Here is a 25,613-nt window from a genome sequence, read left to right on the forward strand (position 1 = left end):
TTGCTGACAGGCGGCTGGCGCGATGCGCCGCCGCCTATCTTTACGGAGTCTGTCATGAGCGATTTCCCCCCCGCCCGCATCGGCACCGATATCGCGATCGCCGCGCTCACCGGCTGGCAGGCCGTGGCCGGGCGCGATGCCATCGAAAAGCGCTACCGCTTTCCCAATTTCAATGCCGCGTTCGGTTTCATGGCGCGGGTGGCGATGTTCGCGGAAAAGCTGAACCATCACCCCGAATGGACCAATGTCTACAACCGCGTGGACGTCACGCTGACCACGCATGACGCCGGCGGCGTGACCGAGCTGGACGTGCGGATGGCGCAGTTCATGGACGAAGCCGCCGAGCACGCGGGCGCGACGGCGCCGAAAGCACAGCCCTGAAGGACGCTGCCGCCGCGCTCAGTCCGCGGCGTCGCCGGCCTCGGCTTGCAGATGGCCGATCAGGCGGTCCAGCATATCGCCGAACTGCCGCTGTTCTTCGGCGGTCAGGCAGCCGAAGATCTCTTTGTTGCGGTGCGCGATGAGGTCGATGATGCGCCGGTAGTGCGTCAGGCCCTCGGCGGTTGGCGCCAGCACGACGCCGCGTCCGTCTGACGCCGACACCGTTTTTTCCACCAGCCCGCGATCCACCAGTGCCTGCGCGGATCGGCTGGCCTGGCCCTTGTTCAGGTTGGCAGCGCGCGCCAGGTCATTGACCGAGAGCGGCGCAAACCGGCCGATGGCGGCCAGGCACCGCGCCTCGCCCAGAGGAATGTCGCAATCCTTCAAGTAAGCCCGATTCGTGTCCCGGTCCGTGATCTTGTTGAGCACGTGCAGGCGGTAAGTCAGGAATCGTTCCAGAGGGGGCGTTTTCACGTCGGGCGGGCGGGATCTGCGCCCGCGGAAGATGAGGCCGGATAGTTTGCCATAGCGCCGTCCTCGAGGCTGGCGGCTTCGGCCTGCGCCAGCAGGGCCAGCGCGTCTTGCGTGGAAGGCAGGCGGCTCAGCAACGACAAGCCAAGTATCGACAGAAAGAGCGGCGCGCGTGATTCGCCGACGCGCGTCAGCGCCTGCGCCATGCTGGTGTAGACCTGATCCAGAGATTCGTTGTTCATGCTTGGCCTTTCGGGGGGGCGTTCACGTGCAGCGAGGGGTAGTAGGGCGCCAGCGCGGCGCGCAGTTCAGCGGCGGCGGGCGCGATCCAGCGGCCCAGCACGTAACCGTCCGGACGGAGCAGGTAGACCGCGCCTGCCTGATTGCCGTAACGCGCGGCAAGCTGGCCGTGCGGGTCGCCCAGTCCGCCTTCGCCTGCCCGCAGCACCCGCAGTGGCTGGGGCGCGTCTTGCGTGTCGGCGGCCAGTGTGTCCAACGCCGCCGACAGCGCCGCATCGGGCGCAATGGCCAGCGCGACGAAGCCCGCGCCAAAGCTGGCGGTCAGGTACTGCGGGGATTCGCCGTCTTGCAGCAGCACGTCGGGCGCGGGCTGTCCGGGCGCGGCGGCGGGGCCCGCTTCAGGCGCACGGTCCTCGCGATTCAAGGGAGAGGTGTCGTAGGAGATAGGTGCAGACTGGCGCGGATTGATGAGCGACCGCACGCCGTCGTCCACCAGAGCCAGGCGCAGCGCGGCGTCGCGCATGAGCCGGAAGCCGAAATCCGGCGGCGCCATGAATTCCGTGCTTTTGGCGCCATAGGCCAGATTCTGCCGCGTGGCATGGACGCGCTCGATGCTGTAGCTGTCCAGCAGCGTGTCGGGCGACTGGCCCTTCAGCACCCACGCCAGCTTCCAGGCCAGGTTGCCGGCGTCGTCCAGCCCGGAATTCAGGCCGCGCACGCCGAAGATCGGCACGAGGTGGCCCGCGTCGCCCGCGAACAGCACGCGGCCGTGGCGGTAGCGGTCCAGCGTCAGGCACTTGGCGTTGTAGATGGAGATCCAGAGCGGCTTCCAGGGCGCGGTCTCGCCAATCATGTCCAGATGGCTTTGCACGCGCGGCAGCACGTTTTCCGGCTGGACGGCCTCGTCGGGGTCTTCGTCGTCGCGGATCTGGTAATCGACGCGCCAGATGTTGCCGGGCTGGCGGTGCATCAGCAGCGTGGAGCCGGGATTGGATGGGGGATCGAACCAGGCCAGGCGCTCGACGGGCCGTTGCGATTCCTGTTCGATATCGACGATGACGTAGCGGCCTTCGTACTGCATGCCTTCGAGCTTCAGGCCCATGGATTCGCGGACGGTGCTGCGGCCGCCGTCGCAGGCGACGAGCCAGTCGGCGCGCACCGTGTGACGGGCGCCGCCCGCCTCCACCTCGACCGATACGCCGTCGGGACCGGGCTGCACGGCAGTGACGCGTGCTGACCAGGCGAGGGTGGCGAGGCCGGGATGGCGCTGCATGGCCTGGTGCGCGAATTCCTCCACGTAGTACTGCTGGATGTTCACCATCGGGGCATACCGCTGCAGGGGATCGTGCGGCATCTGGAAGTGCAGGACTTCGCGGTCGCGGTAATAGCTGCGACCGCCTGTCCAGGCCAGACCGGTGTCGATCAGCGGCCGGTCGGCGCCGATCCAGCCCAGGATTTCCTGCGACCGGCGCGACATGCAGATGGCGCGGCTGCCGCTGCAGTAGCCTTCATCGGCCTCGATGATGAGCGAGGCAATGCCGTACTCGGCGAGCAGGGCGGCCAGGGTCAGACCGACCGGACCGCCGCCGGCGATCAGCACGGGAACATGCGAAGGGAGCGTCATGCCGTCTCCAGAATTTGGTTGTTTGCGCAACTATATTCCTGGTATGTTGCGCACGCAACCAAATTTTGAAGACGATAAAAAACCCGCCGAGGGGCGGGTTTTGGGGGCCAGGTCAGGCCGGGAAAGGGGCCTTCAGTGGCACATGCTTTTAGTTGCGCACGCTTCAGTTGCGTACGTTGTAGATGCGCATCGCCTGCTGTTTCTGGTTGGGGTCCAGCACACGCAGCACCACGACCCGTGCGGTGAAACCGTCGGGCAGCTTGAGCTGGCCCAGCGCGTAGTCGTAGCGGTCGACCGTAAGCGCGGGGCCTTCCGGGGTCACGGTGGCGGCGCGGCCGTTGGGGTAGGAGCCTTCGATGGCGAAGGTCAGCGTGCCCTTGAAGGGCGCGCCCGTGCGGTCTTCACGCATCACCAGCACCTGATAGTCCAGCAGGCCGGGGGCGCGCTTGAAGCTGGCCGATCGGATGCCGATGTTGCCGCCGCGAGGATCGGGCGGCATGGCGTCCTGGAACAGCACCAGTTCCTTGTTCAGCGTTTCGATCTTGGCGCGGGATTCCGCCAGGTCGGTGGTCAGCTTTTCGTGGCCGGCCTTGTTGGCGTCGCGCTGCTGGGTGGCTTCTTCAAGCTGGGTCTGCAGGCGCTGGCGCTCCATGTTGGAGGCGCTGAGCTCGCTGTGCAGCTGTTCGGATTGTTCGACGGTCAGGCGTTGCGGGCCGTAATTGGTTTGCAGGAAGAGCACACCGCCCGCGCCAAGCGCAATGCCAACCATCAGCAGGACGAGCCAGCGCGGCATGCGGCGCGTGCGTTGCCCCGGCTGGTATACGGAGGGCTTGAACGTGGCCCGTTGCGATCTTCCAAACATCCCCATTCCTAGAAAACTTCCTGTGTTTATGCCTATCGGCAGGCGGCGCGCGCATGCCAAAGCGTCAGAGAATACCCCGTTAGCCGGGGGCGATGGTGCGCAGACAAGCCTCGTTGCGCACCTTGATATTGTGAAATATGTGGGTGTTAGGCAGCCCTGTCAGGCGGCCGTGCCAGCCAGTTCCGCGTCCAGGTCGGCAAGCCGCTGCGGGGTGCCGACATCCGTCCATCGGCCCGCATGCCGGGCGCCGTGCACCTGGTCCTGGCCCATCGCCTGCCTGAGCAGCGGCGCCAGCGGCGCTGCTTCGCCGCGCGGGACGTCCGCGAACAACGAAGGATGGTAGACGCCCACGCCGGCAAAGGTCAAACGCGGCTCGCCGTGGGCCAGCACACGCCCATCAGCCGTCAGGACGAAGTCGCCGGCAGGATGATGCGCGGGGTTGTCCACCAAAAGCAGCCAGGCGCCGCCTTGCGCCACGAGGGGCGCGGCGTGTTGCGCGGCCGCCGGATCCCAGTCGCACCAGATGTCGCCGTTGATGACGAGGAAAGGGTCGTCGCCCAAGAGGGGGAGCGCCTGCGCAATGCCGCCGGCCGTTTCCAGCGCGGTGGCTTCGGCCGAATAGCGGATGCGCACGCCATGCGCGGCGCCATCGCCCAGCCCGCGTTCGATCTCGTGGCCAAGCCAGGCGTGGTTGATGACGATGTCGCGGATACCGGCCGCGGCCAGGCGTTCCAGGTGCCAGACGATCAGCGGCTTGCCGCCCACCGCCAGCATGGGCTTGGGCAGGCGGTCGGTCAGCGGGCGCATGCGTTCGCCGCGGCCCGCGGCGAGGATCATGGCGCGCATCAGAACGTGTATCCGACGCTGACCTGGCGGTCGTCCAGGCGGTCCAGCAGGCGCAGCAGCGGCGTGAAGACGCCGTAGCGCTGCGCCACCTGGCGGACGTAGCCGTTCACGCGCGGCATGTGCGCCAGGTAGTGCGCCTTGCCGTCGCGGTGGTTCAGGCGCGCGAAGACACCCAGGATCCGCAGGTTGCGCTGCAGACCCATCCATTCATAGGCGCGGTGGAATTCGGCGAAATCGGCATCGACCGGCAGGCCGGCCGCGCGCGCCATCTCCCAGTACCGGATCGCCCAGTCGAGCTGTTGCGGTTCTTCCCAGGTGGTCCGGGCGTCGGTCACCAGCGACGCCAGGTCGTAGGTGATGGGGCCGGCCAGCGCATCCTGGAAGTCGATGACGCCGGGGTTCGGGCCGTACTGCGGCTGGTCGCAGACCATCAGGTTGGGCGAATGGAAATCGCGGTGCACCAGCACCTGGGGCTGCCCGCCGTTGCTGGCCGACAGCAGGGCGAAGATCTTTTCCAGGGCATTGGCGGTCTTGTCGTCCAGCGTGACGCCGTGGTGCTTCTGCACGTACCACTCGGGGAACAGTTTCAGCTCGTCGGCCAGGCGCGCGCTGTCGTAGGTGCCCAGGCCGTCGGTCGAGGCCTTTTGCAGCTTGACCAGGGCGGCCAGCGCCTCGCGATACAGCGTCTGCAACTGGGCGTCGTCCAGACCATCCTGGATGCGCTGATAGTAGGTTTGTTCGCCCAGGTCGGACAGCAGCAGCAGGCCCTGGTCCAGGTCCTGCGCCAGCACCGCCGGCACGTTCAGGCCGGCATCCGCCAGCAGCTTGTCCACGTGCAGGAAGGGACGGCAGTCCTCGTGCTGGGGCGGGGCGTCCATGACAATCAGGGTGCGCGATCCGGCGTCCAGTCTGAAGTACCGGCGAAAGCTTGCGTCAGCCGACGCGGGGCGCAGCGTTTCCACGGCCAGGTTCAGGGCAGGGGGCAGGCCTTGCAGCCAGTTGCGCACCTGCGCCAAGCGGGGGTCGTGATCGTTTTTCAAGGAAGATCCGTGTCAGAAGGGCAAAATTGCGGAAATTTCGATTTGGCGAACATAAGGCTGGGCGTTGTTCGCGGCTTCTCTATAATACCGGCTCATTTCCGTCAGCATTGGCCCCCCGTGGGCGCCTTTGTCCGGCTCTCCCGTGGTCTAAAAGGGCTGTTTTCATTCGTGCGCAAGGTTCCGTGGTTGATCCTCTCTGTTGTCAGCGTCGCCGCCGGAGCCGCCCAGGCTCAAGGTAGCCCGGGCACCGCTGCTTCCGCGCCGTCGGTCACGTCAACCCCCCAGCTGCGCACGTCTCCGGGTCTGCGCATGCACCGGTTGCCCGACGAGAGCATTCCCGCTTTCATGGAAGCGGACACCATTTCGGGCGACCCCGACTACGAGCTCACGCTGTCCGGCAACGCGCAGGTGCGCCGCATCGACGGCGTGATCAAGGGCGACGAGATCAATTACCGCAAGGACACCGGCAAGGTCGACGTGCGCGGCAACGCCCGCATGATGCGCGACGGCACGCTGGTGACCGGCCCGAACGCCACGTTCAACGTGGACCGGTATTCCGGTGAAGTCGAAAAGCCCAACTTCTGGCTGGGCGCCACGGGCGGCTTTGCCGTCGCCGACCACGCGGACATCTTCAGCAAGTCGCAGATGCGGCTGCACACGGTGACGTACAGCGGCTGCCCGTGCGAAAACCCGTCCTGGTACATCAAGGCCAATTCGGTCGATATCGACTTCGACGAAAACGAAGGCGTGGCCCGCGGCGGCGTGCTGTATTTCAAGGACGTGCCCATCCTCGCATCGCCTTACATGACCTTCCCGGTCAAGCGCGAGCGCAAGTCGGGCTTCCTGATTCCGACGTACGGCACGACCAGCCAGGGCGGCTTCGACATTTCGATCCCGTACTACTTCAACCTGGCGCCCAATTACGACCTGACGGTGCAGCCGCGCTACTTTTCCAAACGCGGCACCCAGCTGGGCGGCGAGTTCCGCTATCTGGGGTCGAGCTATGCGGGCACCATCGATGGCACCTACTTGCCCGATGACCATGTCACCGGCGAAGATCGCTGGATGTACTGGTGGCGTCACCAACAGACGTTCTCGCATGGTTTTTATACCGACTGGGACGTGGCCAAGGTCTCGGACGACAATTACTACCGCGATATTTCGCAGCTGGGCCTGAACCAGGCCTCGACCACCTATCTGCCGCAACGTGGCCGGGTAGGCTGGGCATCCCGCTATTGGAGCACCTATGCCCAGGTCTATAAGTATCAGACGCTGCAGGATCCGGATGCGCCGCTAGTTCCGCCGTACAACAAGGAACCCGAGTTGTACCTGCGAGGTGCCCGGTACGACTGGGGCGGCTTCGATGTCGATTGGACCTCGACGGCCGTGCGTTTCAAAATGCCGGAGTTCGGCGCCGTAAGCCGGTATCCCGACGGGGACCGTCTTCAGACCTATCTGTCGGCGTCCTATCCGATCGTGCGTCCCGGCTGGTTCATCATCCCGAAGGCCGGCGTCAACTACACCGATTACCAGACCAAATGGTATGGCGTGGATACGCTCGGCTTGAACGGCGGCAACGCAGCCGGCCTGCCGCGTTCGCAGTCGCGCACACTGCCCATCATGTCCGTCGATGCCGGCCTGATCTTCGAGCGTGACACGACGCTTTTCGGCAAGTCCTCCACACAGACCCTCGAACCCCGCCTGTATTACCTGCGCGTGCCGTATCGTGACCAATCCAAGCTGCCCGTGTTCGACACGTCGCTGGCCGATTTCAGCTTCTCGCAGGCCTTCGAGGAAAACATCTACACCGGCGGCTGGGACCGAATCGCCAACGCCAACCAGCTCACCGCGGCGCTGACCACGCGTTGGCTGGATGCCGACACCGGCTTCGAGCGCATGTCGCTGGGCGTCGCCCAACGTCTGTACTTCGAGGACCAGGAAGTCACGCTGCCCGGCGAAACGCCGCGCGAGAACGTGCGCTCCGACTTCCTGGTGGGCGCCAGCGCGGCCCTGACCGATACGCTGTCCACCGACCTTGCGGCGCAATACAACCCCTACGACAACAACTGGTCGCGCGGGCTCGTGAGCGCGCGCTGGTCGCCGCAGCGTCTCACCACGGTTGCCGTGGCGTACCGTTACCAGCGCGATCCGCAGCAAGGCGTGCTCTACCAGCCCCAAGGCCAGAACCAGGTCAGCCTGGCGGTCCAGTGGCCGTTCAGCAAGCGCTGGTACGGCGTGGGCCGGGTGGACTACTCTTTGCGTTCAGGTCCGTCCAGCACGGTGGCCAATACGACGGAATCTCCCCGCGTGACGCAGGCCATTGCCGGCCTGGAGTACAAGGGCGACTGCTGCTGGGTAGGCCGCATGGTCTACCAGCGCTACGCCGTATCGGCGGCGGACACCAACTCCGCGCTGTTCTTCCAGCTTGAGCTCACGGGCCTGGGTTCCCTCGGAACCGACCCGATGAACCTGCTGAACAGAAGTATCCCCGGTTACACGCGCGTCACGCCGCCCGCGCAGGCCGGGACCACATTTGAAAGGTATGAATGATGCGTAGGTTGCACTCTTTGCGCCGCCTCTCCGGCAATGCGCTGCTGCTGGCCTTGTTCGCCGGCTTGCCCGCCGCTCATGCGGCCGAGCAGACCGCCCGCGGCGCGAACAGCGCCAAGGCCGCTCCGGCTGCGCAGAACAAGGAAGCGCCCGCGCCCAAGGGCGAGCAGTTCGTAGACGGCATTGCCGCGATCGTCGACAAGGATGTGATCACGCTGCGCGAACTGCGCGACGCTTCACAGCGCATCGCAGGCGAACTCAAATCGCGCGGCATCCAGGTGCCGGACGACCAGACGCTGCAACACCAGGTGCTGCAGCGTCTCATCATGGAACGCGTGCAGCGCCACGAAGCCGACCGCCTGGGCATCCGCGTGGATGACGCCCAGATCGACACGGCCATCCAGGCCATCGCCGCGCGCAACAAGATCACCGTGGCGCAACTGCGCCAGGAGCTCGAGAAGGCCGGCACGTCCTGGGACGGTTACCGCAAGTCGCTGCGTGACGAGATCCGGTCGGATCGCCTGCGTCAGCGCGCGGTCGATTCGACCATCGTCATCTCCGACGCAGAAGTCGACGCCTTCCTGAAGGATCAACGCCGCAACCCGGCTTTCGGCGCGGCTCCCCCGCAGGCGCAGCAACCGCAACCCCAGGCGCAACCGCAGCCCGCGCCCGAGCAGGCCGCCGCGCCCGCCGGTCCCATGCTGTACGCGCTGGCGCAGATTCTGGTGCGCGTGCCCGAAGGCTCGTCGCCGGAACAATTGGCGCTGCTGCGCAAGAAGGCCGAAGGCCTGCTGGCGCAAGCCAAGCGTGGCGACGACTTCGCCAGCCTTGCCGCGGCTGCGTCCGACGGTCCCGAGGCGCTGCAGGGCGGCGTCATGGGCGTGCGTCCGCTGGACGGCTGGCCCGACCTCTTCGTCAAGGCCATCAGCAACCTGCAGAAGGGCCAGGTCAGCCAGCTCATCCAGAGCGGCAACGGTTTCCACATCATCAAGGTGATGGACCGCGGCACCGCCCAGCCCGCGCCCAGCCGCACGGCTCGCGCGCCGGCGCCCCAAGCCGCTCCGCAACCGGCTCCGCAGCCGGCCGCGCGCGCGCAGGCGCCGCAGGGTCCCACGCAGGTCGTTCAAACGCGCGCGCGCCACATCCTGATCAAGACGTCGACCGTCATGAGCGATGAACTGGCCCGCCAGCGCCTGGAGCAGGTTCGCCAGCGTCTGGTGAACGGCAGCGCCAAGTTCGAGGAAATGGCGCGCCAGTATTCGCAGGACGCCACCGCGCCGCAAGGCGGTGAACTCGGTTGGCTGAACCCGGGTGAAACCGTGCCGACGTTCGAGGCCGCGATGAACGCGCTGCAACCTGGCGAAATCAGCCAACCCGTGCAGACGCCGTTCGGTTGGCACCTGATCGAGGTCGAAGAACGCCGCGATCACGATGCGACCGACGATCTGGCCCGCATGCGCGCCCGCCAGACGCTGTTCGAGCGCCGTGCCCAACCGGCCTTTGAAGACTGGCTCGAGCAACTGCGTGCGCAGGCGTACGTCGACAACCGCCTCGAAAAGCAGCAGAAGATCCAGCAGAACAACCGCTAAACGCATTACGGGCTTTTCATGTCTCAACACCAGGCGCGCAAGCGCTTTGGCCAGAACTTCCTGACCGACGACAGCGTCGTCGAGTCCATCGTCCGGGCGGTTGCGCCCGCCCGCGACGATGCCGTGGTCGAAATCGGCCCAGGCCTGTCCGCGCTGACGCGGCCGTTGCTCGAGCGCCTGGACCATCTCACCGCCGTCGAAATCGACCGCGATCTGGCCGCCCGCCTGCGCAAGCAGTTCGAGGCTTCGCGCCTGACGGTCGTCGAGGCCGACGCGCTGACGGTGGATTTCTCGCAGTTCGGCGGCGCGCTGCGCGTTGTGGGCAACCTGCCCTACAACATCTCCAGCCCGTTGCTGTTCCACCTGATGACGTGGGCCGATCACATCCGCGACCAGCATTTCATGCTGCAGCGCGAAGTGATCGACCGCATGGTGGCCAAGCCCGGCTCCGGCGATTTCAGCCGCTTGTCCGTGATGCTGCAGTCGCGCTATCGCATGCACAAGCTGTTCGACGTGCCGCCCGAGGCCTTTGATCCGCCGCCCAAGGTGGTGTCGGCCATCGTGCGCATGGTGCCCTTGCCGGCGGACCGCCTGCGGCCCATCAGCGAGCGCGCTTTCGAAACCGTCGTGGCGCGCGCCTTTTCGCAGCGCCGCAAGATGCTGCGACGCGTGCTGGCCGACTGGGCGCCGCAGGTGCCCTGGGAAGCGCTTGAAATTGCGCCCACCGCGCGCGCCGAGGATATTTCGGTGGACCGCTACATCCGCCTGTCGGATGCGCTGGTCGAAGCCGGGGTGTTGGCGCGCGATTGACGTCCTTTCGGATGGCAAGGCAATGCAAAAAGGCCCCTCGGGGCCTTTTTGATTTTCCGCGCTAAGGCGGGGCGGCAACGTCGCCGGCATGCACGGCGAGGGCAGCCGGCTGACGGATCACAGCATGCGTTTCTGCGCCGCCATCCAGAGCTGCATCACGTCCCGCGCCCGGTCGGTCAGCAGGCGCTCGGCGTCCACCAGAGCCTGCTGCAACGTGATGGGGCCTGGGGCCAGACTGAATGCGGCGCTGATGCCGCAGGTATGCAGGGCCTCGTAGCCTTCTCCCAGCGAGCCGGCCAGCGCCACGACGGGTACGCCCGCGCGCTGCGCAATCCTGGCGACGCCGGCGGGCGTCTTGCCCCGCAGGGTCTGTGCGTCCATCCGGCCTTCGCCGGTGAAAACCAGCGTTGCGCCTTCCACCGCGTCGGCCAGGCCACCCAGTTCCGCGACGATTTCGACGCCGGGGCGGAAGTGCGCGTTGAGAAACGCCTTGGCGGCAAAACCCAGGCCGCCCGCAGCGCCGGCGCCGGGCGCATCGCGGTGATCCGCGTTCAGATGCCGGGCGCAGACGTCGGCAAAGTGGGCCAGCATCGAGTCCAGCTTCTGCACCTGTTCCGGCGTCGCGCCTTTCTGCGGACCGAAGACATGTGAGGCGCCCTGCGGACCGCACAAGGGGTTGTCGACGTCGGAGGCGATGTCGATGCGGACCTGCGCCAGCCGCGGGTCCAGGCCGCGTGTGTCAATCGAGGCAAGCTGCCCCAGCGCGCCGCCGCCCGGCGGCAGGCTGTTGCCGCCCGCGTCCAGCAGGCGCAGGCCCAGCGCCGTCAGCATGCCGGCGCCCGCGTCGTTGGTGGCCGATCCGCCAAGGCCGAGGATGATGCGCGTGGCGCCCGCGTCCAGTGCCGCGCGCATCAGTTCGCCCACGCCGTGGCTGCTGGCGCGCATCGGGTCGCGCTTTGCCGGTGCAATCAATTCAAGCCCCGCCGCAGCGGCCATCTCGATGATGGCGGTGCCGTCTTCCAGCAGTCCCCAGACGGCATCGACCTTGTGTCCGAGCGCGTCGTTGACCGCGATCTGCCGCTCCTTGCCGCCTGTGGCCGCGAGGACGGCTTCGACGGTGCCTTCGCCGCCGTCAGCCATTGGGACGCAAACCGTATGCGCGCCGGGAAAGGCTGCCTTGACGCCGCGCGCAATGGCGGCGGCCGCATCCGGCGCGGAAACGCTTTCTTTGAACGAGTCGGGAGCGATGACGATTTTCACGGGTGTCGTTGGGCGCGTTGAGGGTCGGAAATGTCACCCATGATACCCGTGGCAACGCGGCCGGCGTACCATAGCGCTTTCGTTGTTTTTGCGAGAGTGGACCGCCATGCCTGTATTGCGCCGCACCAAAATTGTCGCCACCCTGGGACCCTCGACCTCGTCGCCCGAACGCATCGACGCGATGATTCGCGCCGGGCTGGACGTGGCGCGGCTGAACTTCTCGCACGGCAGCGCGGACGATCACCGCGAACGTGCGCGCATGGTGCGCGAGATCGCCGCCAAGCAAGGCCGCTACGTCGCCATCATGGGCGACCTGCAGGGTCCCAAGATCCGCATCGCACGCTTTGTCGACAAGCTGGTGCATCTGCAGGTGGGCCAGCCGTTCACGCTGTCGCGCGTGCATCCCAAGGATGCGGGCACCGCCAGCATCGTGGGCATCGATTACCCCGAACTCGTCACCGATTGCCGCGTGGGCGACGAGCTGCTGCTCGATGACGGCCGCGTCGTGCTGGTCGTCGACCGCGTCGAAGGCGACGAGGTCCACACCACCGTCACGGTGGGCGGCCCGCTGTCCAACAACAAGGGCATCAACCGCCGCGGCGGCGGCCTGTCGGCGCCCAGCCTCACTGACAAGGACCGCGTCGACATCAAGCTGGCCGCTGAAATGGAACTGGACTACGTGGCCGTGTCGTTCCCGCGCTATGGCAGCGACATCGACGAGGCCCGCACCCTGCTTGCCGCCGCCGGCAGTCAGGCGTGGATCATCGCCAAGATCGAACGCGCGGAAGCCGTGGCCGACGACGAAGCCCTGGACGCGCTGATCCGCGCCAGCGACGGCGTCATGGTGGCGCGCGGCGACCTGGGCGTGGAAGTGGGCGACGCCGAACTCGTGGGCATCCAGAAGCGCATCATCCAGCACGCGCGCACGCTGAACAAGGTCGTCATCACCGCCACGCAGATGATGGAGTCGATGATCTCCAGCCCCATGCCGACCCGTGCCGAAGTCTCCGACGTCGCGAACGCAGTGCTGGACTACACCGATGCCGTCATGCTGTCGGCCGAAAGCGCGTCGGGCCAGTACCCGGTGGAAACCGTGCAGGCCATGGCCCGAGTGTGCCTCGGCGCCGAAAAGCACCCCACCTCGACCAAATCGCACCATCGCGTGGGCGAAACCTTCACGCGCTGCGACGAGACCATCGCGCTGGCGGCCATGTATGCGGCCAACCATTTCCCCGGCGTGAAAGCCGTCATCGCGTTGACCGAAAGCGGCCACACCCCGCTCATCATGTCGCGTATCCGTTCAGGCGTGCCGATCTACTGCTACAGCCCGCACAGCGTGACGCAGAATCGCGTAACCATGTTCCGCGGCGTGTACACGATTCCGTTCTCGCCGTCGGACTACGATCCCGCGGACCTGTCCAACGCCGCCATCGACGAACTGCGCAAGCGCAATCTCGTGCAGACGGGCGACTGGGTCATCCTGACCAAGGGCGATTTCTACCGCGACAGCGGTGGCACCAACGGGATGAAGATCCTGCTGGTGGATTGAAGCGGACGCGTTGCGGCGCGGCGCGGGCGCGAATGCCGGCCGCCGCGCCCTGCGGTCAACCAAAGAACCAGTAGCAAACGCCGATCGCGGCCAGCACGCCGGCCAGGTCGGCGATCAGCGCGCAGCCCACTGCATGGCGGGCGCGCAGGATCCCTACCGATCCGAAATACACCGCCAGCACGTAGAACGTGGTCTCGGTGCTGCCTTGCACCACCGCAGCCAGCAGCGCCGGGAAACTGTCCACGCCAAAGTGCGTCATGGTTTCCAGCATCATCGCGCGCGCCGCGCTGCCCGAGAACGGTTTGACCAGTGCAGTGGGCAACGCGTCCACAAACCGCGTGTCCCAGTTGGCCTGCGCGGCCACCCAGCGGATGCCGTCCAACAGGAAGTCCAGCGCGCCCGACGCGCGCAGCACGCCCACGGCGCAAAGCATTGCCACCAGATAGGGCAGCAGGCTCTTGGCGATGTCGAATCCTTCCTTGGCGCCCTCGATGAAGGCCTCGTACACGGGCACCTTTTTCCAGGCGCCCACGATCAGAAACGCCAGCAGGATGCCGAACAGCGTCAGGTTGCCCATCAGCGAGGACAGCGAGGCGATCGCGGCCGCCGACATGCTGGCCAGCAGCGCCATGAACCCGCCCAGCACCAACGCGGCGCCGCCCAGCCACAGCATGATGACGGGATCGGCCAGGCGCAGGCGCTGGCACAGCGCCACCGCCAGAAAGCCGGCCAGCGTGGACGCGCTGGTGGCCAGCAGGATGGGCAGAAACACCAGCGTGGGATCGGGCGCGCCCTGTTGCGCGCGGAACATGAACAGCGTGACGGGCAAGAGTGTCAACGACGACGCATTGAGCACCAGGAACAGGATCTGCGCATTGGTGGCGGTGTCGGGCTTGGGGTTGAGCGATTGCAGCTCGCGCATGGCGCGCAAGCCGATGGGCGTGGCGGCGTTGTCCAGCCCGAGGCCATTGGCCGCGAAGTTCAGCGTGATCAGGCCGATGGCTGGATGATTGCGCGGCACCTCGGGCATCAGACGCGCGAACAGCGGTCCCAGCAACCGCGCCAGCTTTTCGACGAGGCCCGCGCCTTCGGCGATGCGCAGGAAACCAAGCCACAGCGTCAGCGTGCCAAACAGCAGCACCATCACTTCCACGGACACGCGCGCCATGTCGAACAGGCTGGCGACCATCTGGCGAAAGACCTCGGGATCTCCGATGACCAGCCAGCGGTACAACGCGGCCGCGGCAGCGGTAAGGAAGAAGCCAAGCCAGAGTTTGTTCAGCATGCGGACGTGCCCGGACAGCGGTTGATTGCGCATCAGCGCGGCGACGCTCATTGTCGCAGAGTCGGTAAGCCGCAGCTTGGCCGCACGGCGCCAATTCTGGTACTTTGCCCCGATACGTCTTGTAGCGAACCACAGGGGGACCCATGGATTTCAACGCCTGGCGCCGGCGCCGCATTTCGGAACCCGCATACCGCTGGGCCCGCAATGCATTGCCGGCCATGTCGGCCACCGAACGCGAAGCCATCGAAGCCGGCGACAGCTGGTGGGACGCCGACCTGTTCACGGGCAACCCCGACTGGCGCAAGCTCCTCGCCGTGCCGCCCGCGACGTTGACGTCCGATGAGCAACGATTCATCGACGGCCCCGTGCGGCAGCTTTGCGGCATGCTGGACGAATGGGACATCTCGTGGAACCGCCGCGACCTGCCGCCGCAGGTCTGGGAATTCCTGAAGGCGCAGCGCTTCTTCGGCATGATCATTCCGCGGCGTCATGGCGGCCTGGGCTTTTCGCCGTACGCGCACTCCGAGGTCGTGCGCCGCGTTTCCGCCTATTCCATCACCGCCGGCGTCACGGTCATGGTGCCGAATTCGCTGGGACCCGGTGAGCTGCTCATGCAGTTCGGCACGCAGGCGCAGCGCGATTACTGGCTGCCGCGGCTGGCCGACGGCCGTGAAGTCCCGTGCTTCGGCCTGACCAGTCCCGAGGCCGGATCGGACGCGGCTTCGATGGTCGATACCGGCGTCGTGTGCCGCCAGGTCGTGGACGGCCGAGAGCTCATCGGCATCCGGCTCAACTGGCACAAGCGCTACATCACGCTGGGGCCGGTGGCCACCGTGCTGGGGCTGGCGTTCAAGATGTCGGACCCCGACGGCATCCTGGGCGGCCCCAAGGACATCGGCATTTCCGTGGCGCTGGTCCCCACGGATGCGCCCGGCGTCGACATCGGCCGCCGCCACCTGCCTGCGATGCAGGTTTTCCAGAACGGGCCCAACTCGGGGCGCGACGTCTTCGTGCCGCTGGATGCGCTGATCGGCGGCGTGGAGCGCGCCGGGCAGGGCTGGCAGATGCTGATGAGCGCGCTGGCCGCCGGACGCGGCATTTCGCTGCCGTCGCTGTCGGCGGCCGCCGCGGCGATGTGCGCGCACACCACCGGCATGTACGCCCGGGTGCGCGAGCAGTTCGGCATACCGATCGGCAAATTTGAAGGCGTGCAGGAGCGGCTGGCCAGCCTGGCCGGCAACGCCTATCTGGTCGAGGCCGCGCGCCGCCTGACCTGCGCCGCGCTCAACCAGGGCGTCAAGCCCGTGGTCGTGTCCGGCATCATGAAATACCACGCTACCGAGCGCATGCGCACGTCGGTGAACGACGCGATGGACGTGCACGCGGGCCGCGCCGTCATGGATGGTCCAAGTAATTACCTCGGCTCGCTGTACCGCGCCGTGCCCATCGCGATCACGGTCGAGGGCGCCAACATCCTCACGCGTAATCTGATCATCTTCGGGCAAGGCGCCATCCGCGCGCATCCCTACCTGATGCCGGAAATTCTGGCGCTGGGCAATCCCGACGAGGAACGCGGCATCGAGGTCTTTCACGATGTCTTCTGGCGCCATCTGCGCCACGCGGGCATGAACACGCTGCGCGCGATCGGCCGCGCCTGGACGGGCGGCATGCTGGCGCCCGCGCCGGCCTCGGGGCCGGTGGCAGGCCATTACCGGAGGCTGGGCCGGTATGCGTCGGGCTTTGCGCTGCTGGCGGACGCCACGCTGGCGCAATTGGGCGGCGGCCTGAAGCGCCGCGAAATGATCTCTGCCCGGCTGGGCGACATCCTGTCCGAACTCTATCTGCTGTCCGCCGTGCTCAAACGCTGGGAAGACGAAGGCCGCAAGCACGATGACCTGCCGCTGGTGCGGTGGTGCATGGCGCAAGGCTACGCCAGCATCGAGAAAAGCATGGATCAGGTGCTGCGCAACTTGCCGGTCAAGGCGCTGTCGTGGGGCCTTCGGGCGGCCATTCTGCCCTTGCGGCTGGCCAAGGGCCCGGACGACGCGCTCACGCGCGAATGCGCCGAGCTGCTGCTCAAGCCGTCGCCCACGCATGTGCGGCTGGCGGCTGACCTGCAGCGCGAGCCCGGCGATGATCCGTTGGGCCTGTTGACCCGCGCCTTCGCGCTGGCCGACGCGGTACAACCGATCCGCGACCGTCTGCGGCAGTCCAACGTGCGCGACTGGCGCGAGGCCCATCGGCGCGGGGCGATCACGGACGCGCAGGCGGCGCAGCTCGAAGCCGCGGAAGCGACCGTGCTGAAGGTATTGCAGGTGGATGATTTTGCGCCGGAGGCGCTGACGCCGCAGGGCGAAGGGGCGCCGGTTCGAGTGCAGGAGCAGGAGCAGCCGGAACCTCAGCAGCCGGAACCGCAGCAGCCGGAACCGCAGCAGCCGACACCGCAGCAACCGGAACCGCCCCAGCAACCGCCGCAATCGCCGCAACAGGAGAACGAGCCCCCCGCTGCGGCAAAGCCCGCCGATAACGCCTAGTCGTCCTGGTTGGGGTCCATGCCCGGAAACAGGATTTCAGTGAAGCCGAACTTCGTGAAATCCTGGATCCGGGACGGATACAGGCGCCCGATCAGGTGATCGCACTCGTGTTGCACGACGCGTGCATGGAAGCCCTCGGCTTCCCGTTCGATCAGCTGGCCGTACGGATCGCGGCCGCTGTAGCGGATGTGGCGGTAGCGGGGCACCAGGCCGCGCAGGCCTGGCACCGACAGGCAGCCTTCCCAGCCGTCTTCCATCTCGTCCGACAGCGGCGTGATGACCGGATTGCACAGGATCGTCTGCGGCACCGGCGGCGCGTCGGGATAGCGGTCGTTGCGGTCGAAACCGAAGATCACCAGTTGCAGGTCCACGCCGATCTGCGGCGCGGCCAGGCCCACGCCCTGCGCGGCCGCCATGGTCTCGAACATGTCGTCGATCAGGGCGTGCAGTTCAGGGGTGTCAAAACGATCCACGGGCGGCGCCACGCGCAGCAGCCGCGGGTCGCCCATTTTCAGGATGGGATGGATCATGGCCGGCGTCCGGGTCAGTCCTGGCGGTCTTTCTTCTGGATGAACTCGATCTTGTAGCCGTCGGGATCTTCCACGAAGGCGATGACCGTCTTGCCGTGCTTCATCGGGCCGGCTTCGCGGGTGACCTTGCCGCCGCGTTCCTTGACCTTGTCACAGGCTTCGTAGGCGTTGTCGACTTCCAGGGCGATGTGGCCGTAGCCGTTGCCCAGGTCGTACTTGTCGGTGTCCCAGTTGTGGGTCAGTTCGATGACGGCGCCATCGACTTCATCCTGGTAGCCCACGAAGGCCAGCGTGAACTTGCCGTCCGGGTAGTCGTTGCGGCGCAGAAGGCGCATGCCGAGCACGTTGGTGTAGAAGTCGATGGACTTGTCCAGGTTGCCGACGCGCAGCATGGTGTGGAGCAGACGCATGGGAGATTTCCTTAAGCGATGAGGGGTTGGGGGAACAGCCGGGCATTTCCGGCGTGTTCGCGGGTGATTCCGATGTCGCGCAGCGCGCCGCCCATTGCGTCGACCGCCTGCCGCATCTGACTGGCGCCAAAGGCGCCGATGCAGCCGACCCGGAATGTGGGTTCTTCGGTGTTGGTGAAGTTGCTGATCACATAGCCGCGCTGCTTGAGCGCGTCCACGAAGAGCTGCAGGTGCCAGGTCGGGGCGTCCGGCGCGCGGACGTTGACGACGATGGGGCCTTGCAGCTCGGGCGGCAAGTATGGGGTCAGGCCAAGATCGATCACGCCATCATAGAGCGTGCGCATGTTGGCGGTGTAGCGCGCCAGCCGCGCCTCGCGGCCTTCCTGGCGGAACAGTTCCAGCGCCACGGCCAGCGCCGCCAGCGTGGGCGCGGCGGGCGTGAAGCGGGGCCCGGCGTTGGGCGCGAGCGTGTGCTGATAGATATCCGCCAGGTCGAGCGACCAGCTTCCGGCGTTGCCGCGCGCGGCGTCCAGGCTGTCGCGGCGCGCGACGACGAAGGCGGCGCCGGGCAGGCCTTCCAGGCATTTGTTCGCGGTCAGCACCACGGCGTCGACCGCGGGCAGGGCCCGCAGTTCGAGCGGCAGGGCGCCAAAGGCGGACACCGCGTCCACGATCACGCGGCGTCCCAGCGCATGGGCGATGCGAGCCAGATGAGGCACGTCGTGGCAGATGCCGCTGCCGGTTTCGCTGTAGACCAGCGCCAGGTGCGTGAGTGTCGGGTCGCGTTCCAGCGCGTCGGCAACCGCTTGCGGATCCACGCGATTGGTCGTGCCCACCGCAAGCGGCACGGCGACGCGGCCGGCCTCGCCGGCCAGTTTCTGCAGACGGGCCGCATAGGCGCCGGTGGACGGCGCCAGCACGCGGCCGCCGGGCGGCACGAAAGTCCGGATGGCGGCTTCGACCGCGAAATGGCCGCAGCCGGGCAGGGCCAGCGCCACGTGTTCGTCCGCGCTGGCCTGCGCAATGGCCAGCACGCCGTCGCAGACCTGCCGGTACAGGGTTCGGAAATCGTTGTCCCACGGCGCGTAGTCCTGCGCCATGGCGGCCTTTACCCGCGCATCGGTCGTGACCGGGCCCGGAATCAGCAGCAACATTTCGATTCTCCTTGGGATCGCAGAGACGCTGGTGTGCCCCGGCGCCTCAGAACTGAGGCAGCGAAGCGGGATCGTGACGCCGCAGGATGTTCTTGGCGTCTTCGAAGTCGGGCAGGATCTGGCCCACTTCGCGCCAGAAGTCCTGACTGTGGTTCATCTCGCGCAAATGGGCAAGCTCGTGCGCGATGACGTAATCGATGATGGCGGGGGCGAAATGGATCAGGCGCCAGTTCAGCATGATGTTGCCGTCGCTGGTGCAGGAGCCCCAGCGGGTGGCGGCCGACGACAGGCGCCAGCGGCGGATCTTCAGTCCGCTGATCTGCAGGAAGTGCGCCAGCCGGGTGCCGAACCAGGCGCCCGCGCGCTGTTGCAGCCAGGCTTGCGCCGCATCGCGGATGCGGCCCTGGTCGGCATTGGATGGCAGCGCCAGCCACAGCGTGTCGCCATCCTGCGGCGCGTCGGCATCGCCGGACAGATTGGCCTGGCGGCTGTCGCCGCCCACGCCGATGACGATGCGACGGCCCAGATACGGAAGTTCGCCGCCTGCCTGCCAGCGCGTGTGCGCCATCGCAAGCTGCTGCTTGCGGGCATGCCATTCACGCAGCTTGGTCAGGATCCAGCGGGATTTCTCGCGCACCGCATCGTCGATCTGCGTCAGCGTCACCCAGTTGGGCGCGGTGACGCGCAGGCCGTCGTCGGTGATGACGAAGCCGATGCTGCGCCGCCGTGAGCGCAGCAGCACGAAACCAATGGGTTGCTGTTCGGTGGGCACCTCGCGCCAGCGCGCGCCGGGCGGCAGCGGGTCGGGGCAGGGCGTGGGCACGCGTGAGGCGGCGTTGGGAGACAGCGTCAGCAGCGGCTCGCCGGTGGCGGCGGGCGTCTTGGCGGCATCGGGAAACAGGTTGGCGGGCGTGACGGGCCGGGGAGTGTCAGGACGGTGAGTCTGGGCCCCGCCGGACGGCGCCCGGGGGGCGGCCGTCGGCGTCGGCACGGCGATCAACGGCGGCGCGCCCGCGGGCGCGTCGTCTTCCTGCGTACCAAACAGGAGTTCTAGCTGATCAGTGCTGGGCATACCTTTCGGGGTTGAGACGCCGCATTTCCCCTTCGATCCAGTCCTGAACCTTCTGGTTCAGTTCTTCGGGGGTAAGACCCTTGGATTCTATCGCGGGACCGATCGACAGGGTGACCATGCCGGGATACTTGACGAAAGCGTTGCGGCGCCAGCATTCGCCGGCGTTGTGCGCCACGGGTATGACCACGGCGCCGGTGCGCGACGCGAGCAGCGCACCGCCCATCTTGAAACGTCCGGCCTGGCCTGGCGGCACGCGCGTGCCTTCGGGAAACAGCAGCGGCCAGCGGCCTTCGTTCAAACGGGTCTGGCCTTGCTGGACCACCTGTTCGAACGCGTCGCGGCCCTTGGCGCGGTCAATGGCGATCATGCGCAAGAGCGCCAGGCCCCAGCCGAAGAACGGCACCATGTGCAGCTCTTTCTTGTAGACGAAGCAGACCTCGCGCGGCATGTAGGCGGGGAAGAACAGGGTTTCCCAGGCCGACTGGTGCTTGGACAGCAGCACCGCGGGGCCGTCGGGCAGGTTTTCCCAGCCCTTGACCTGCCAGCGGATGCCGCAGAAGACCTTGGCGCCCCAAATGGCCAGGCGGGGCCAGCCCACCGTGAGCTTGTAGCGCCAGTGCAGCGGCAGCGGCGCCCACAGGATGCAGGCGAAGGCGTACGGGATGACCGTGACGGCCAGGAACACGAAATACAGGAAGGAACGAAGCCGGGCCATCGGGTCACGCGTCCTGCAGCAAGGCGTCGGCCACGGCCGACAGGTCGTTGCAGACGCGCGTGTTGTCCGGCAGTCCGCCCTTGGCTTGCGTCTTGGCGCCGTTGCCCGTCAGCACCAGCCACGGCGAGCACCCGGCGGCCGACGAGGCCTGCAGGTCGCGCAGCGAATCGCCCACGGCCGGGACACCGGCCAGATCGATGTCGTAGCGGTGACCAATCTGCTCGAACATGCCGGGACGCGGCTTGCGGCAGGTGCAGTCGTCGTCGGGGCCGTGCGGGCACATGAAGATGGCATCGACGCTGCCGCCTACCGCGGCGAGCTCGCGTCGCATCTTGGTGTGGATGGCCGTCAGCGTGTCCATGTCGAACAGGCCGCGCGCGAGACCGGACTGGTTGGTGGCAACCACCACCTTCCAGCCGGCCTGCGTGAGGCGCGCGATGGCCTGCAGGCTGCCCGGCAGCGCGATCCATTCGTCGGGCGTCTTGACGAAGGCGTCGCTGTCCTGATTGATGACGCCGTCGCGGTCGAGGATGATGAGCTTCACTGGGCGAGCCTGGAAATGTCGGCGACCTGGTTCATCAGGCCATGCAGTTGGGCCAGGAGGGCGAGCCGGTTGGCGCGCACGGCCGGGTCTTCGGCCATGACCATGACGTCGGCAAAGAACGCGTCGACCGGTTCGCGGGCCTGGGCCAGCGTGGACAGGCTGCCGGCGAAGTCGCCGTCGGCAAGCTGCGCCTCGGCCTTGGGACGCAAGGCGGCCACGGCGGTGGCCAGGGCCTTTTCGGCCGGCTCCACCAGCGCGGCGTCGTTTACCGCGCCGATCTCGCCTTCGGCCTTCTTGAGCAGGTTGCCGATGCGCTTGTTGGCGGCGGCCAGGCTGGCGGCCTCGGGCAACTGCGCAAAGGCGGCGGCGGCGCGTACGCGCTCGGCCACCTGGTGCAGCGGCGGGGTCAGCGCGATCACGGCCTCGACGGCGTTGCGGTCGAAGTCGTTGATGAGCTGATTGCGATAGCGCTCATAAATGAAGGTACGGACCTCGGCCAGCGTGTCGCCCGGAATCTTGTCCGCCGGGAACGTGCCGGCGGCCAGCTGCAGCAGGCCGTCCAGCGTCAGCGGACCGTTCTGGCTGATCTTCAGCCAGCCGCCCGCGGCCAGTTGTTCGAAGGCGCTGATCAGGCCCAACGCGGCGCGGCGCAGGCCGAAGGGGTCGCGTTCGCCGGTGGGGGCCAGGCCGATCGCCCAGATGCCGACCAGCGTTTCGACGCGTTCGGCGATGAACAGCGTGGCGGCGGTCAGGGTGTCCTGCGTCACCGGCGCGTCGTAGCGGTTGCGGTACTGCGTGCGCAGGGCTTCGACGACGCTGGCAGGTTCGCCGTCGCCGGCGGCGTAATACGCGCCCATGATGCCTTGCAGCTCGGGGAATTCACCGACCATGTTCGAACCGAGGTCGGCCTTGGCCAGCATGGCGGCGCGGTCGGCGGCGGACACGTCGCCGCCCAGTTCGCCGGCGATGCCGCGGGCGATCGCGCGCACGCGCTCGACGCGGTCGAGCTGGGTGCCCAGCTTGTTGTGATAGACGATGGAGCCCAACTGTTCGACACGCGCGGCCAGCGGCGTCTTGCGGTCGGTTTCAAAGAAGAACTGCGCGTCGGCCAGACGCGGGCGCACCACGCGCTGGTTGCCTTCGACGATGTTCACCGGGTTGTCCGTGCGCATGTTGCTCACGATCAGGAAGCGGTGCGTGAGACGGCCGGTTGCCGGGTCGAACAGCGGGAAGTATTTCTGGTTCAGCCGCATGGTCAGGATCAGGCATTCCTGCGGCACCTGCAGGAACTGTTCCTCGAACTGGCCCACGTAGACGGTGGGGTGTTCGACCAGCGCGGTCACTTCATCCAGCAGGGCGGCCACTTCGGGGTCGTCGCCAAGCGTGGCGGACAGGCGGGTCGCTTCTTCTTGCAACTGGCGCTGGATCTCGGCGCGGCGCGCCTCGAACGACGCCACGACACGGCCCTTTTCCGCCAGCGCGGCAACGTAGGCGTCGGCATCGGCGATAACCACGGCGCCTTCGCTCATGAAGCGGTGGCCCAGGGTTTCGCGGCCGGCGGCCAGGCCCAGTGCCGACACCGGCACCACGTCCGCGCCGAACAGGGCGATCAGGCCGTGCGCCGGGCGCACGAACTTGACGGTGGAGACGCCGTCGGCCAATTGGTAACGCATCACCTTGGGGATGGGCAGGCCGTCGATGGCGGCTTCGATGCCTTCCTGCAGGCCGGCGGCCAGTTGCGCACCCGCGGCCGTGCCGCGCGCCACCAGGTAGTCCTGCTTGCCGTCGGACTCACGGTCCAGCGTGGCGAGGTCGATGTTTTCAAGGCCCTTGGCGGCCAGCTTCTTTTGCAGTGCAGGCGTGGCCTTGCCGTCTTCGGTCAGGCCGATCTTCACGGGCATCAGCTTTTCAGCATAGGCCTGGTCGGGCGCCTGCGCCAGCACGGCGGACAGGTGCACGGCCAGGCGGCGCGGCGTCGAGTACGGCGTCACGGCGCAGCCTTCGGCCAGCAGGCCGTGGCGGTCCAGCGTGGCGCGCACGCCTTCGGCAAAGGCCTGGCCCAGCTTCTGCAGGGCCTTGGGCGGGAGTTCTTCGGTCAGCAGTTCGACCAGCAGCGGGCGGATGTTCGTCGTCATTTATGCAGCCTCCCCGGCGGCCTTGTCGCGGCCCAGCATGGGAAAGCCCAGTCGTTCGCGGGAATCGTAGTAGGCCTGCGCGACGGCGCGCGACAGGTTGCGGATGCGGCCGATGTAGGCGGCGCGCTCGGTCACGCTGATCGCGCCGCGCGCGTCCAGCATGTTGAAGGTGTGCGCGGCTTTCAGCGCGGCCTCGTAGGCCGGCAGCGCCAGCGGCACGTCCATCAGGCGCTTGGCCTCGGCTTCGTAGTCGTTGAAATGCGCAAACAGCATCTCGGCCGACGAGTGTTCGAAGTTGTAGGTGGATTGCTCGACTTCGTTCTGGTGGAACACGTCGCGGTACAGCACGCGGTTGCCGTTGGCGCCTTCCGTCCAGACCAGGTCGTACACGCTTTGCACGTCCTGCAAATACATGGCCAGGCGTTCCAGGCCGTAGGTGATTTCACCGGTGGTGGGCGTGCAGTCCAGGCCGCCGACCTGCTGGAAATACGTGAACTGCGTCACTTCCATGCCGTTCAGCCAGACTTCCCAGCCCAGACCCCAGGCGCCGAGCGTGGGGTTTTCCCAGTCGTCCTCGACGAAGCGGATGTCGTGCTGCGTGGGATCGATGCCCAGCGCCTTCAGCGAACCGATATACAGATCCAGGATTTCCGGGGGCGCGGGCTTGAGCACGACCTGGTACTGGTAGTAGTGCTGCAGGCGGTTGGGGTTCTCGCCGTAGCGGCCATCCTTCGGGCGGCGCGAGGGCTGGACATAGGCGGCGCGCCAGGGCTCCGGGCCGATCGCGCGCAGGAACGTGGCCGTGTGCGAGGTGCCGGCGCCGACTTCCATGTCGTAGGGCTGCAGCAGGGCGCAACCCTGTTTGTCCCAGTATTCCTGGAGCGTAAGGATGATTTGCTGAAAGGTGAGCATAGGATTCTTGGAATTCGGCCGCCGGGCAAAAACTGCCCTGCGCGTGGGAAACCCGGCATTTTAACTGGCCTGCGGCCGCAGCGGTCCCCGGTGGGGCCGTACCCGTTACATCTGAGGCTGAGGGCGTCCCCGAATGTGCCCCTGGTGGACACGTGCCGGCCTTTGCCTGCGCCCGCAAACCAATGGTCGTATGATTCCGGGTTGAGCCTGAGTCTTATATAAAACCCGGAACCCGATTCCGAGAAATTCGCGAAAAAGGAGCAGTCCCATGTCTGACCTGATCACGGTGGAAGTCATCGACGGCATCCAGATCATCACGATCAACCGTCCCGAGGCCAAGAACGCCATCAACCTGGAAACCGCCGTGGCCATGGCCGCCGCGCTGGACCAGCTGGACAGCCGTGACGACGTGCGCATCGGCATCCTGACGGGTGGCGGCGGCACGTTCTCGTCGGGCATGGACCTGAAGGCGTTCGCCGCGTCCGGGCAGCGTCCATACGTCGAAGGCCGCGGTTTTGCCGGCCTGAACGAACGCCCGCCCAAGAAGCCGCTGATCGCCGCCGTCGAGGGCTACGCCCTGGCGGGCGGTTGCGAAATGGCGCTGGCTTCCGACCTGATCGTGGCCGCCAGCAACGCCAAGTTCGGCCTGCCCGAGGTCAAGCGCGGCCTGGTGGCCGGCGCCGGCGGCCTCCTGCGCCTGCCGCGCCGCCTGCCGTACCACATCGCCATGGAAGTCATCCTGACCGGCGAAATGCTGAGCGCCGAACGCGCCCACGCCTTCGGCCTGGTCAACCGCCTGACCGAACCGGGCGGCGCCCTGGCCGGCGCGCTGGAACTGGCCCGCGCCATCGTCGAGAACGGCCCGCTGGCCGTCCAGACCGCCAAGAGCATCGTCGCGCAAGGCGGCGACTGGGACCAGGAAGGCATGTTCGACCGCCAGCGCCCGCTGATCGCGCACATCTTCACTTCCGCTGACGCCAAGGAAGGCGCCACCGCCTTCGCCGAGAAGCGCAAGCCCGTGTGGCAAGGAAAATAGAAGTGGTTGGCCCCCACGCCGCGCACGCTCCGCGCGCTTGCTGCCCCCCGAGGGGGCGCATTTT

The 25,613-nt window shown here is 67.0% G+C and carries 23 protein-coding genes; 7 read left to right on the forward strand and 16 right to left on the reverse strand.

Translation table 11 applies throughout. The features are described 5' to 3' along the window. Positions 1 to 54: 54 nt before the first annotated feature. Positions 55 to 381, forward strand: coding sequence for a 4a-hydroxytetrahydrobiopterin dehydratase (locus B2W22_RS28310; RefSeq protein WP_175123322.1), 327 nt, complete (start codon positions 55 to 57; stop codon positions 379 to 381). Between the two features lie 18 nt (positions 382 to 399). Here B2W22_RS28310 and B2W22_RS28315 read toward each other — a convergent pair whose 3' ends face one another. The 6 genes from B2W22_RS28315 to B2W22_RS28340 all read right to left on the reverse strand — a co-directional run bounded on the left by B2W22_RS28315 (position 400) and on the right by B2W22_RS28340 (position 5,464). Next, positions 400 to 855 carry a MarR family winged helix-turn-helix transcriptional regulator gene (locus B2W22_RS28315; protein WP_175185947.1) on the reverse strand — a complete coding sequence of 152 codons (456 nt, stop codon included), beginning with the start codon at positions 853 to 855 and terminating at the stop codon, positions 400 to 402. Then, complete coding sequence (locus tag B2W22_RS28320) at positions 852 to 1,094, reverse strand: hypothetical protein (protein WP_175123320.1); 243 nt, start codon at positions 1,092 to 1,094, stop codon at positions 852 to 854. The genes B2W22_RS28315 and B2W22_RS28320 overlap by 4 nt, the downstream gene beginning before the upstream one ends. Next, positions 1,091 to 2,716, reverse strand: coding sequence for an FAD-dependent oxidoreductase (locus B2W22_RS28325; RefSeq protein ID WP_286940485.1), 1,626 nt, complete (start codon positions 2,714 to 2,716; stop codon positions 1,091 to 1,093). The genes B2W22_RS28320 and B2W22_RS28325 overlap by 4 nt, the downstream gene beginning before the upstream one ends. Before the next feature lie 163 nt (positions 2,717 to 2,879). After that, a complete protein-coding gene (locus tag B2W22_RS28330) occupies positions 2,880 to 3,578 on the reverse strand; it encodes a DUF6776 family protein (protein ID WP_175123318.1) in 699 nt (232 codons plus the stop codon). 159 nt (positions 3,579 to 3,737) lie between these two features. Further along, on the reverse strand, positions 3,738 to 4,424 hold the full coding sequence (gene murU, locus B2W22_RS28335; RefSeq protein ID WP_286940486.1) for an N-acetylmuramate alpha-1-phosphate uridylyltransferase MurU: 687 nt from the start codon (positions 4,422 to 4,424) through the stop codon (positions 3,738 to 3,740). Continuing rightward, entirely contained in the window at positions 4,424 to 5,464 is a 1,041-nt protein-coding gene (locus B2W22_RS28340; RefSeq protein ID WP_175185944.1) for an aminoglycoside phosphotransferase family protein, read from the reverse strand. The genes murU and B2W22_RS28340 overlap by 1 nt, the downstream gene beginning before the upstream one ends. A gap of 168 nt (positions 5,465 to 5,632) precedes the next feature. Between B2W22_RS28340 and B2W22_RS28345 the strand changes: the two genes are divergently transcribed. From B2W22_RS28345 to rsmA, 3 genes are read left to right on the forward strand one after another with little or no spacing between them, the layout of a single operon-like run. Then, a complete protein-coding gene (locus B2W22_RS28345; RefSeq protein WP_286940497.1) occupies positions 5,633 to 8,014 on the forward strand; it encodes an LPS-assembly protein LptD in 2,382 nt (793 codons plus the stop codon). Next, positions 8,011 to 9,603, forward strand: a complete 1,593-nt coding sequence (locus B2W22_RS28350; RefSeq protein WP_175185942.1) for a peptidylprolyl isomerase — start codon at positions 8,011 to 8,013, stop codon at positions 9,601 to 9,603. Before B2W22_RS28345 ends, B2W22_RS28350 begins: the two co-directional genes overlap by 4 nt. Positions 9,604 to 9,621: 18 nt before the next feature. Continuing rightward, positions 9,622 to 10,413, forward strand: coding sequence for a 16S rRNA (adenine(1518)-N(6)/adenine(1519)-N(6))-dimethyltransferase RsmA (gene rsmA / locus B2W22_RS28355; protein WP_175123313.1), 792 nt, complete (start codon positions 9,622 to 9,624; stop codon positions 10,411 to 10,413). 117 nt (positions 10,414 to 10,530) lie between these two features. Here rsmA and B2W22_RS28360 read toward each other — a convergent pair whose 3' ends face one another. Further along, the gene (locus tag B2W22_RS28360) at positions 10,531 to 11,673 is read right to left on the reverse strand and encodes a glycerate kinase (RefSeq protein ID WP_286940487.1); all 1,143 of its coding nucleotides are present in this window, start codon (positions 11,671 to 11,673) and stop codon (positions 10,531 to 10,533) included. Positions 11,674 to 11,779: 106 nt separating this feature from the next. On the opposite strand from B2W22_RS28360, the gene pyk reads away from it, so the two are divergent. Beyond that, positions 11,780 to 13,222, forward strand: coding sequence for a pyruvate kinase (pyk, locus tag B2W22_RS28365; protein ID WP_175123311.1), 1,443 nt, complete (start codon positions 11,780 to 11,782; stop codon positions 13,220 to 13,222). 55 nt (positions 13,223 to 13,277) lie between these two features. Here pyk and B2W22_RS28370 read toward each other — a convergent pair whose 3' ends face one another. After that, the gene (locus tag B2W22_RS28370) at positions 13,278 to 14,507 is read right to left on the reverse strand and encodes a nucleoside recognition domain-containing protein (protein WP_175185997.1); all 1,230 of its coding nucleotides are present in this window, start codon (positions 14,505 to 14,507) and stop codon (positions 13,278 to 13,280) included. Positions 14,508 to 14,650: 143 nt separating this feature from the next. On the opposite strand from B2W22_RS28370, the gene B2W22_RS28375 reads away from it, so the two are divergent. Further along, positions 14,651 to 17,041, forward strand: coding sequence for an acyl-CoA dehydrogenase (locus B2W22_RS28375; RefSeq protein ID WP_286940488.1), 2,391 nt, complete (start codon positions 14,651 to 14,653; stop codon positions 17,039 to 17,041). On the opposite strand, the gene def is transcribed toward B2W22_RS28375, so the two are convergent. From def to glyQ, 8 genes are read right to left on the reverse strand one after another with little or no spacing between them, the layout of a single operon-like run. Continuing rightward, positions 17,038 to 17,571 carry a peptide deformylase gene (gene def, locus B2W22_RS28380; RefSeq protein WP_152383492.1) on the reverse strand — a complete coding sequence of 178 codons (534 nt, stop codon included), beginning with the start codon at positions 17,569 to 17,571 and terminating at the stop codon, positions 17,038 to 17,040. The two genes, B2W22_RS28375 and def, sit on opposite strands and share 4 nt — an antisense overlap. Before the next feature lie 14 nt (positions 17,572 to 17,585). Next, a complete protein-coding gene (gene gloA, locus B2W22_RS28385; RefSeq protein WP_063955180.1) occupies positions 17,586 to 17,981 on the reverse strand; it encodes a lactoylglutathione lyase in 396 nt (131 codons plus the stop codon). Between the two features lie 11 nt (positions 17,982 to 17,992). Next, entirely contained in the window at positions 17,993 to 19,135 is a 1,143-nt protein-coding gene (locus B2W22_RS28390; RefSeq protein ID WP_175123309.1) for a 2-aminoethylphosphonate--pyruvate transaminase, read from the reverse strand. A gap of 46 nt (positions 19,136 to 19,181) precedes the next feature. Beyond that, positions 19,182 to 20,207 carry a M48 family metallopeptidase gene (locus B2W22_RS28395; protein ID WP_286940491.1) on the reverse strand — a complete coding sequence of 342 codons (1,026 nt, stop codon included), beginning with the start codon at positions 20,205 to 20,207 and terminating at the stop codon, positions 19,182 to 19,184. After that, positions 20,194 to 20,922, reverse strand: a complete 729-nt coding sequence (locus B2W22_RS28400) for a lysophospholipid acyltransferase family protein (protein ID WP_286940494.1) — start codon at positions 20,920 to 20,922, stop codon at positions 20,194 to 20,196. Before B2W22_RS28400 ends, B2W22_RS28395 begins: the two co-directional genes overlap by 14 nt. A 4-nt stretch (positions 20,923 to 20,926) precedes the next feature. After that, a complete protein-coding gene (gmhB, locus tag B2W22_RS28405) occupies positions 20,927 to 21,466 on the reverse strand; it encodes a D-glycero-beta-D-manno-heptose 1,7-bisphosphate 7-phosphatase (protein ID WP_175123306.1) in 540 nt (179 codons plus the stop codon). Next, entirely contained in the window at positions 21,463 to 23,601 is a 2,139-nt protein-coding gene (glyS, locus tag B2W22_RS28410; RefSeq protein ID WP_286940495.1) for a glycine--tRNA ligase subunit beta, read from the reverse strand. Before glyS ends, gmhB begins: the two co-directional genes overlap by 4 nt. Then, entirely contained in the window at positions 23,602 to 24,513 is a 912-nt protein-coding gene (glyQ, locus tag B2W22_RS28415; RefSeq protein ID WP_062683440.1) for a glycine--tRNA ligase subunit alpha, read from the reverse strand. A 268-nt stretch (positions 24,514 to 24,781) separates the two neighbouring features. On the opposite strand from glyQ, the gene B2W22_RS28420 reads away from it, so the two are divergent. Further along, the gene (locus tag B2W22_RS28420) at positions 24,782 to 25,549 is read left to right on the forward strand and encodes a crotonase/enoyl-CoA hydratase family protein (RefSeq protein WP_286940496.1); all 768 of its coding nucleotides are present in this window, start codon (positions 24,782 to 24,784) and stop codon (positions 25,547 to 25,549) included. The last annotated feature ends 64 nt before the right edge of the window (positions 25,550 to 25,613 follow it).

Source organism: Achromobacter sp. UBA4530, from assembly GCF_002388205.1.
GTDB classification, from domain to species: Bacteria; Pseudomonadota; Gammaproteobacteria; order Burkholderiales; family Burkholderiaceae_B; genus Achromobacter; species Achromobacter animicus.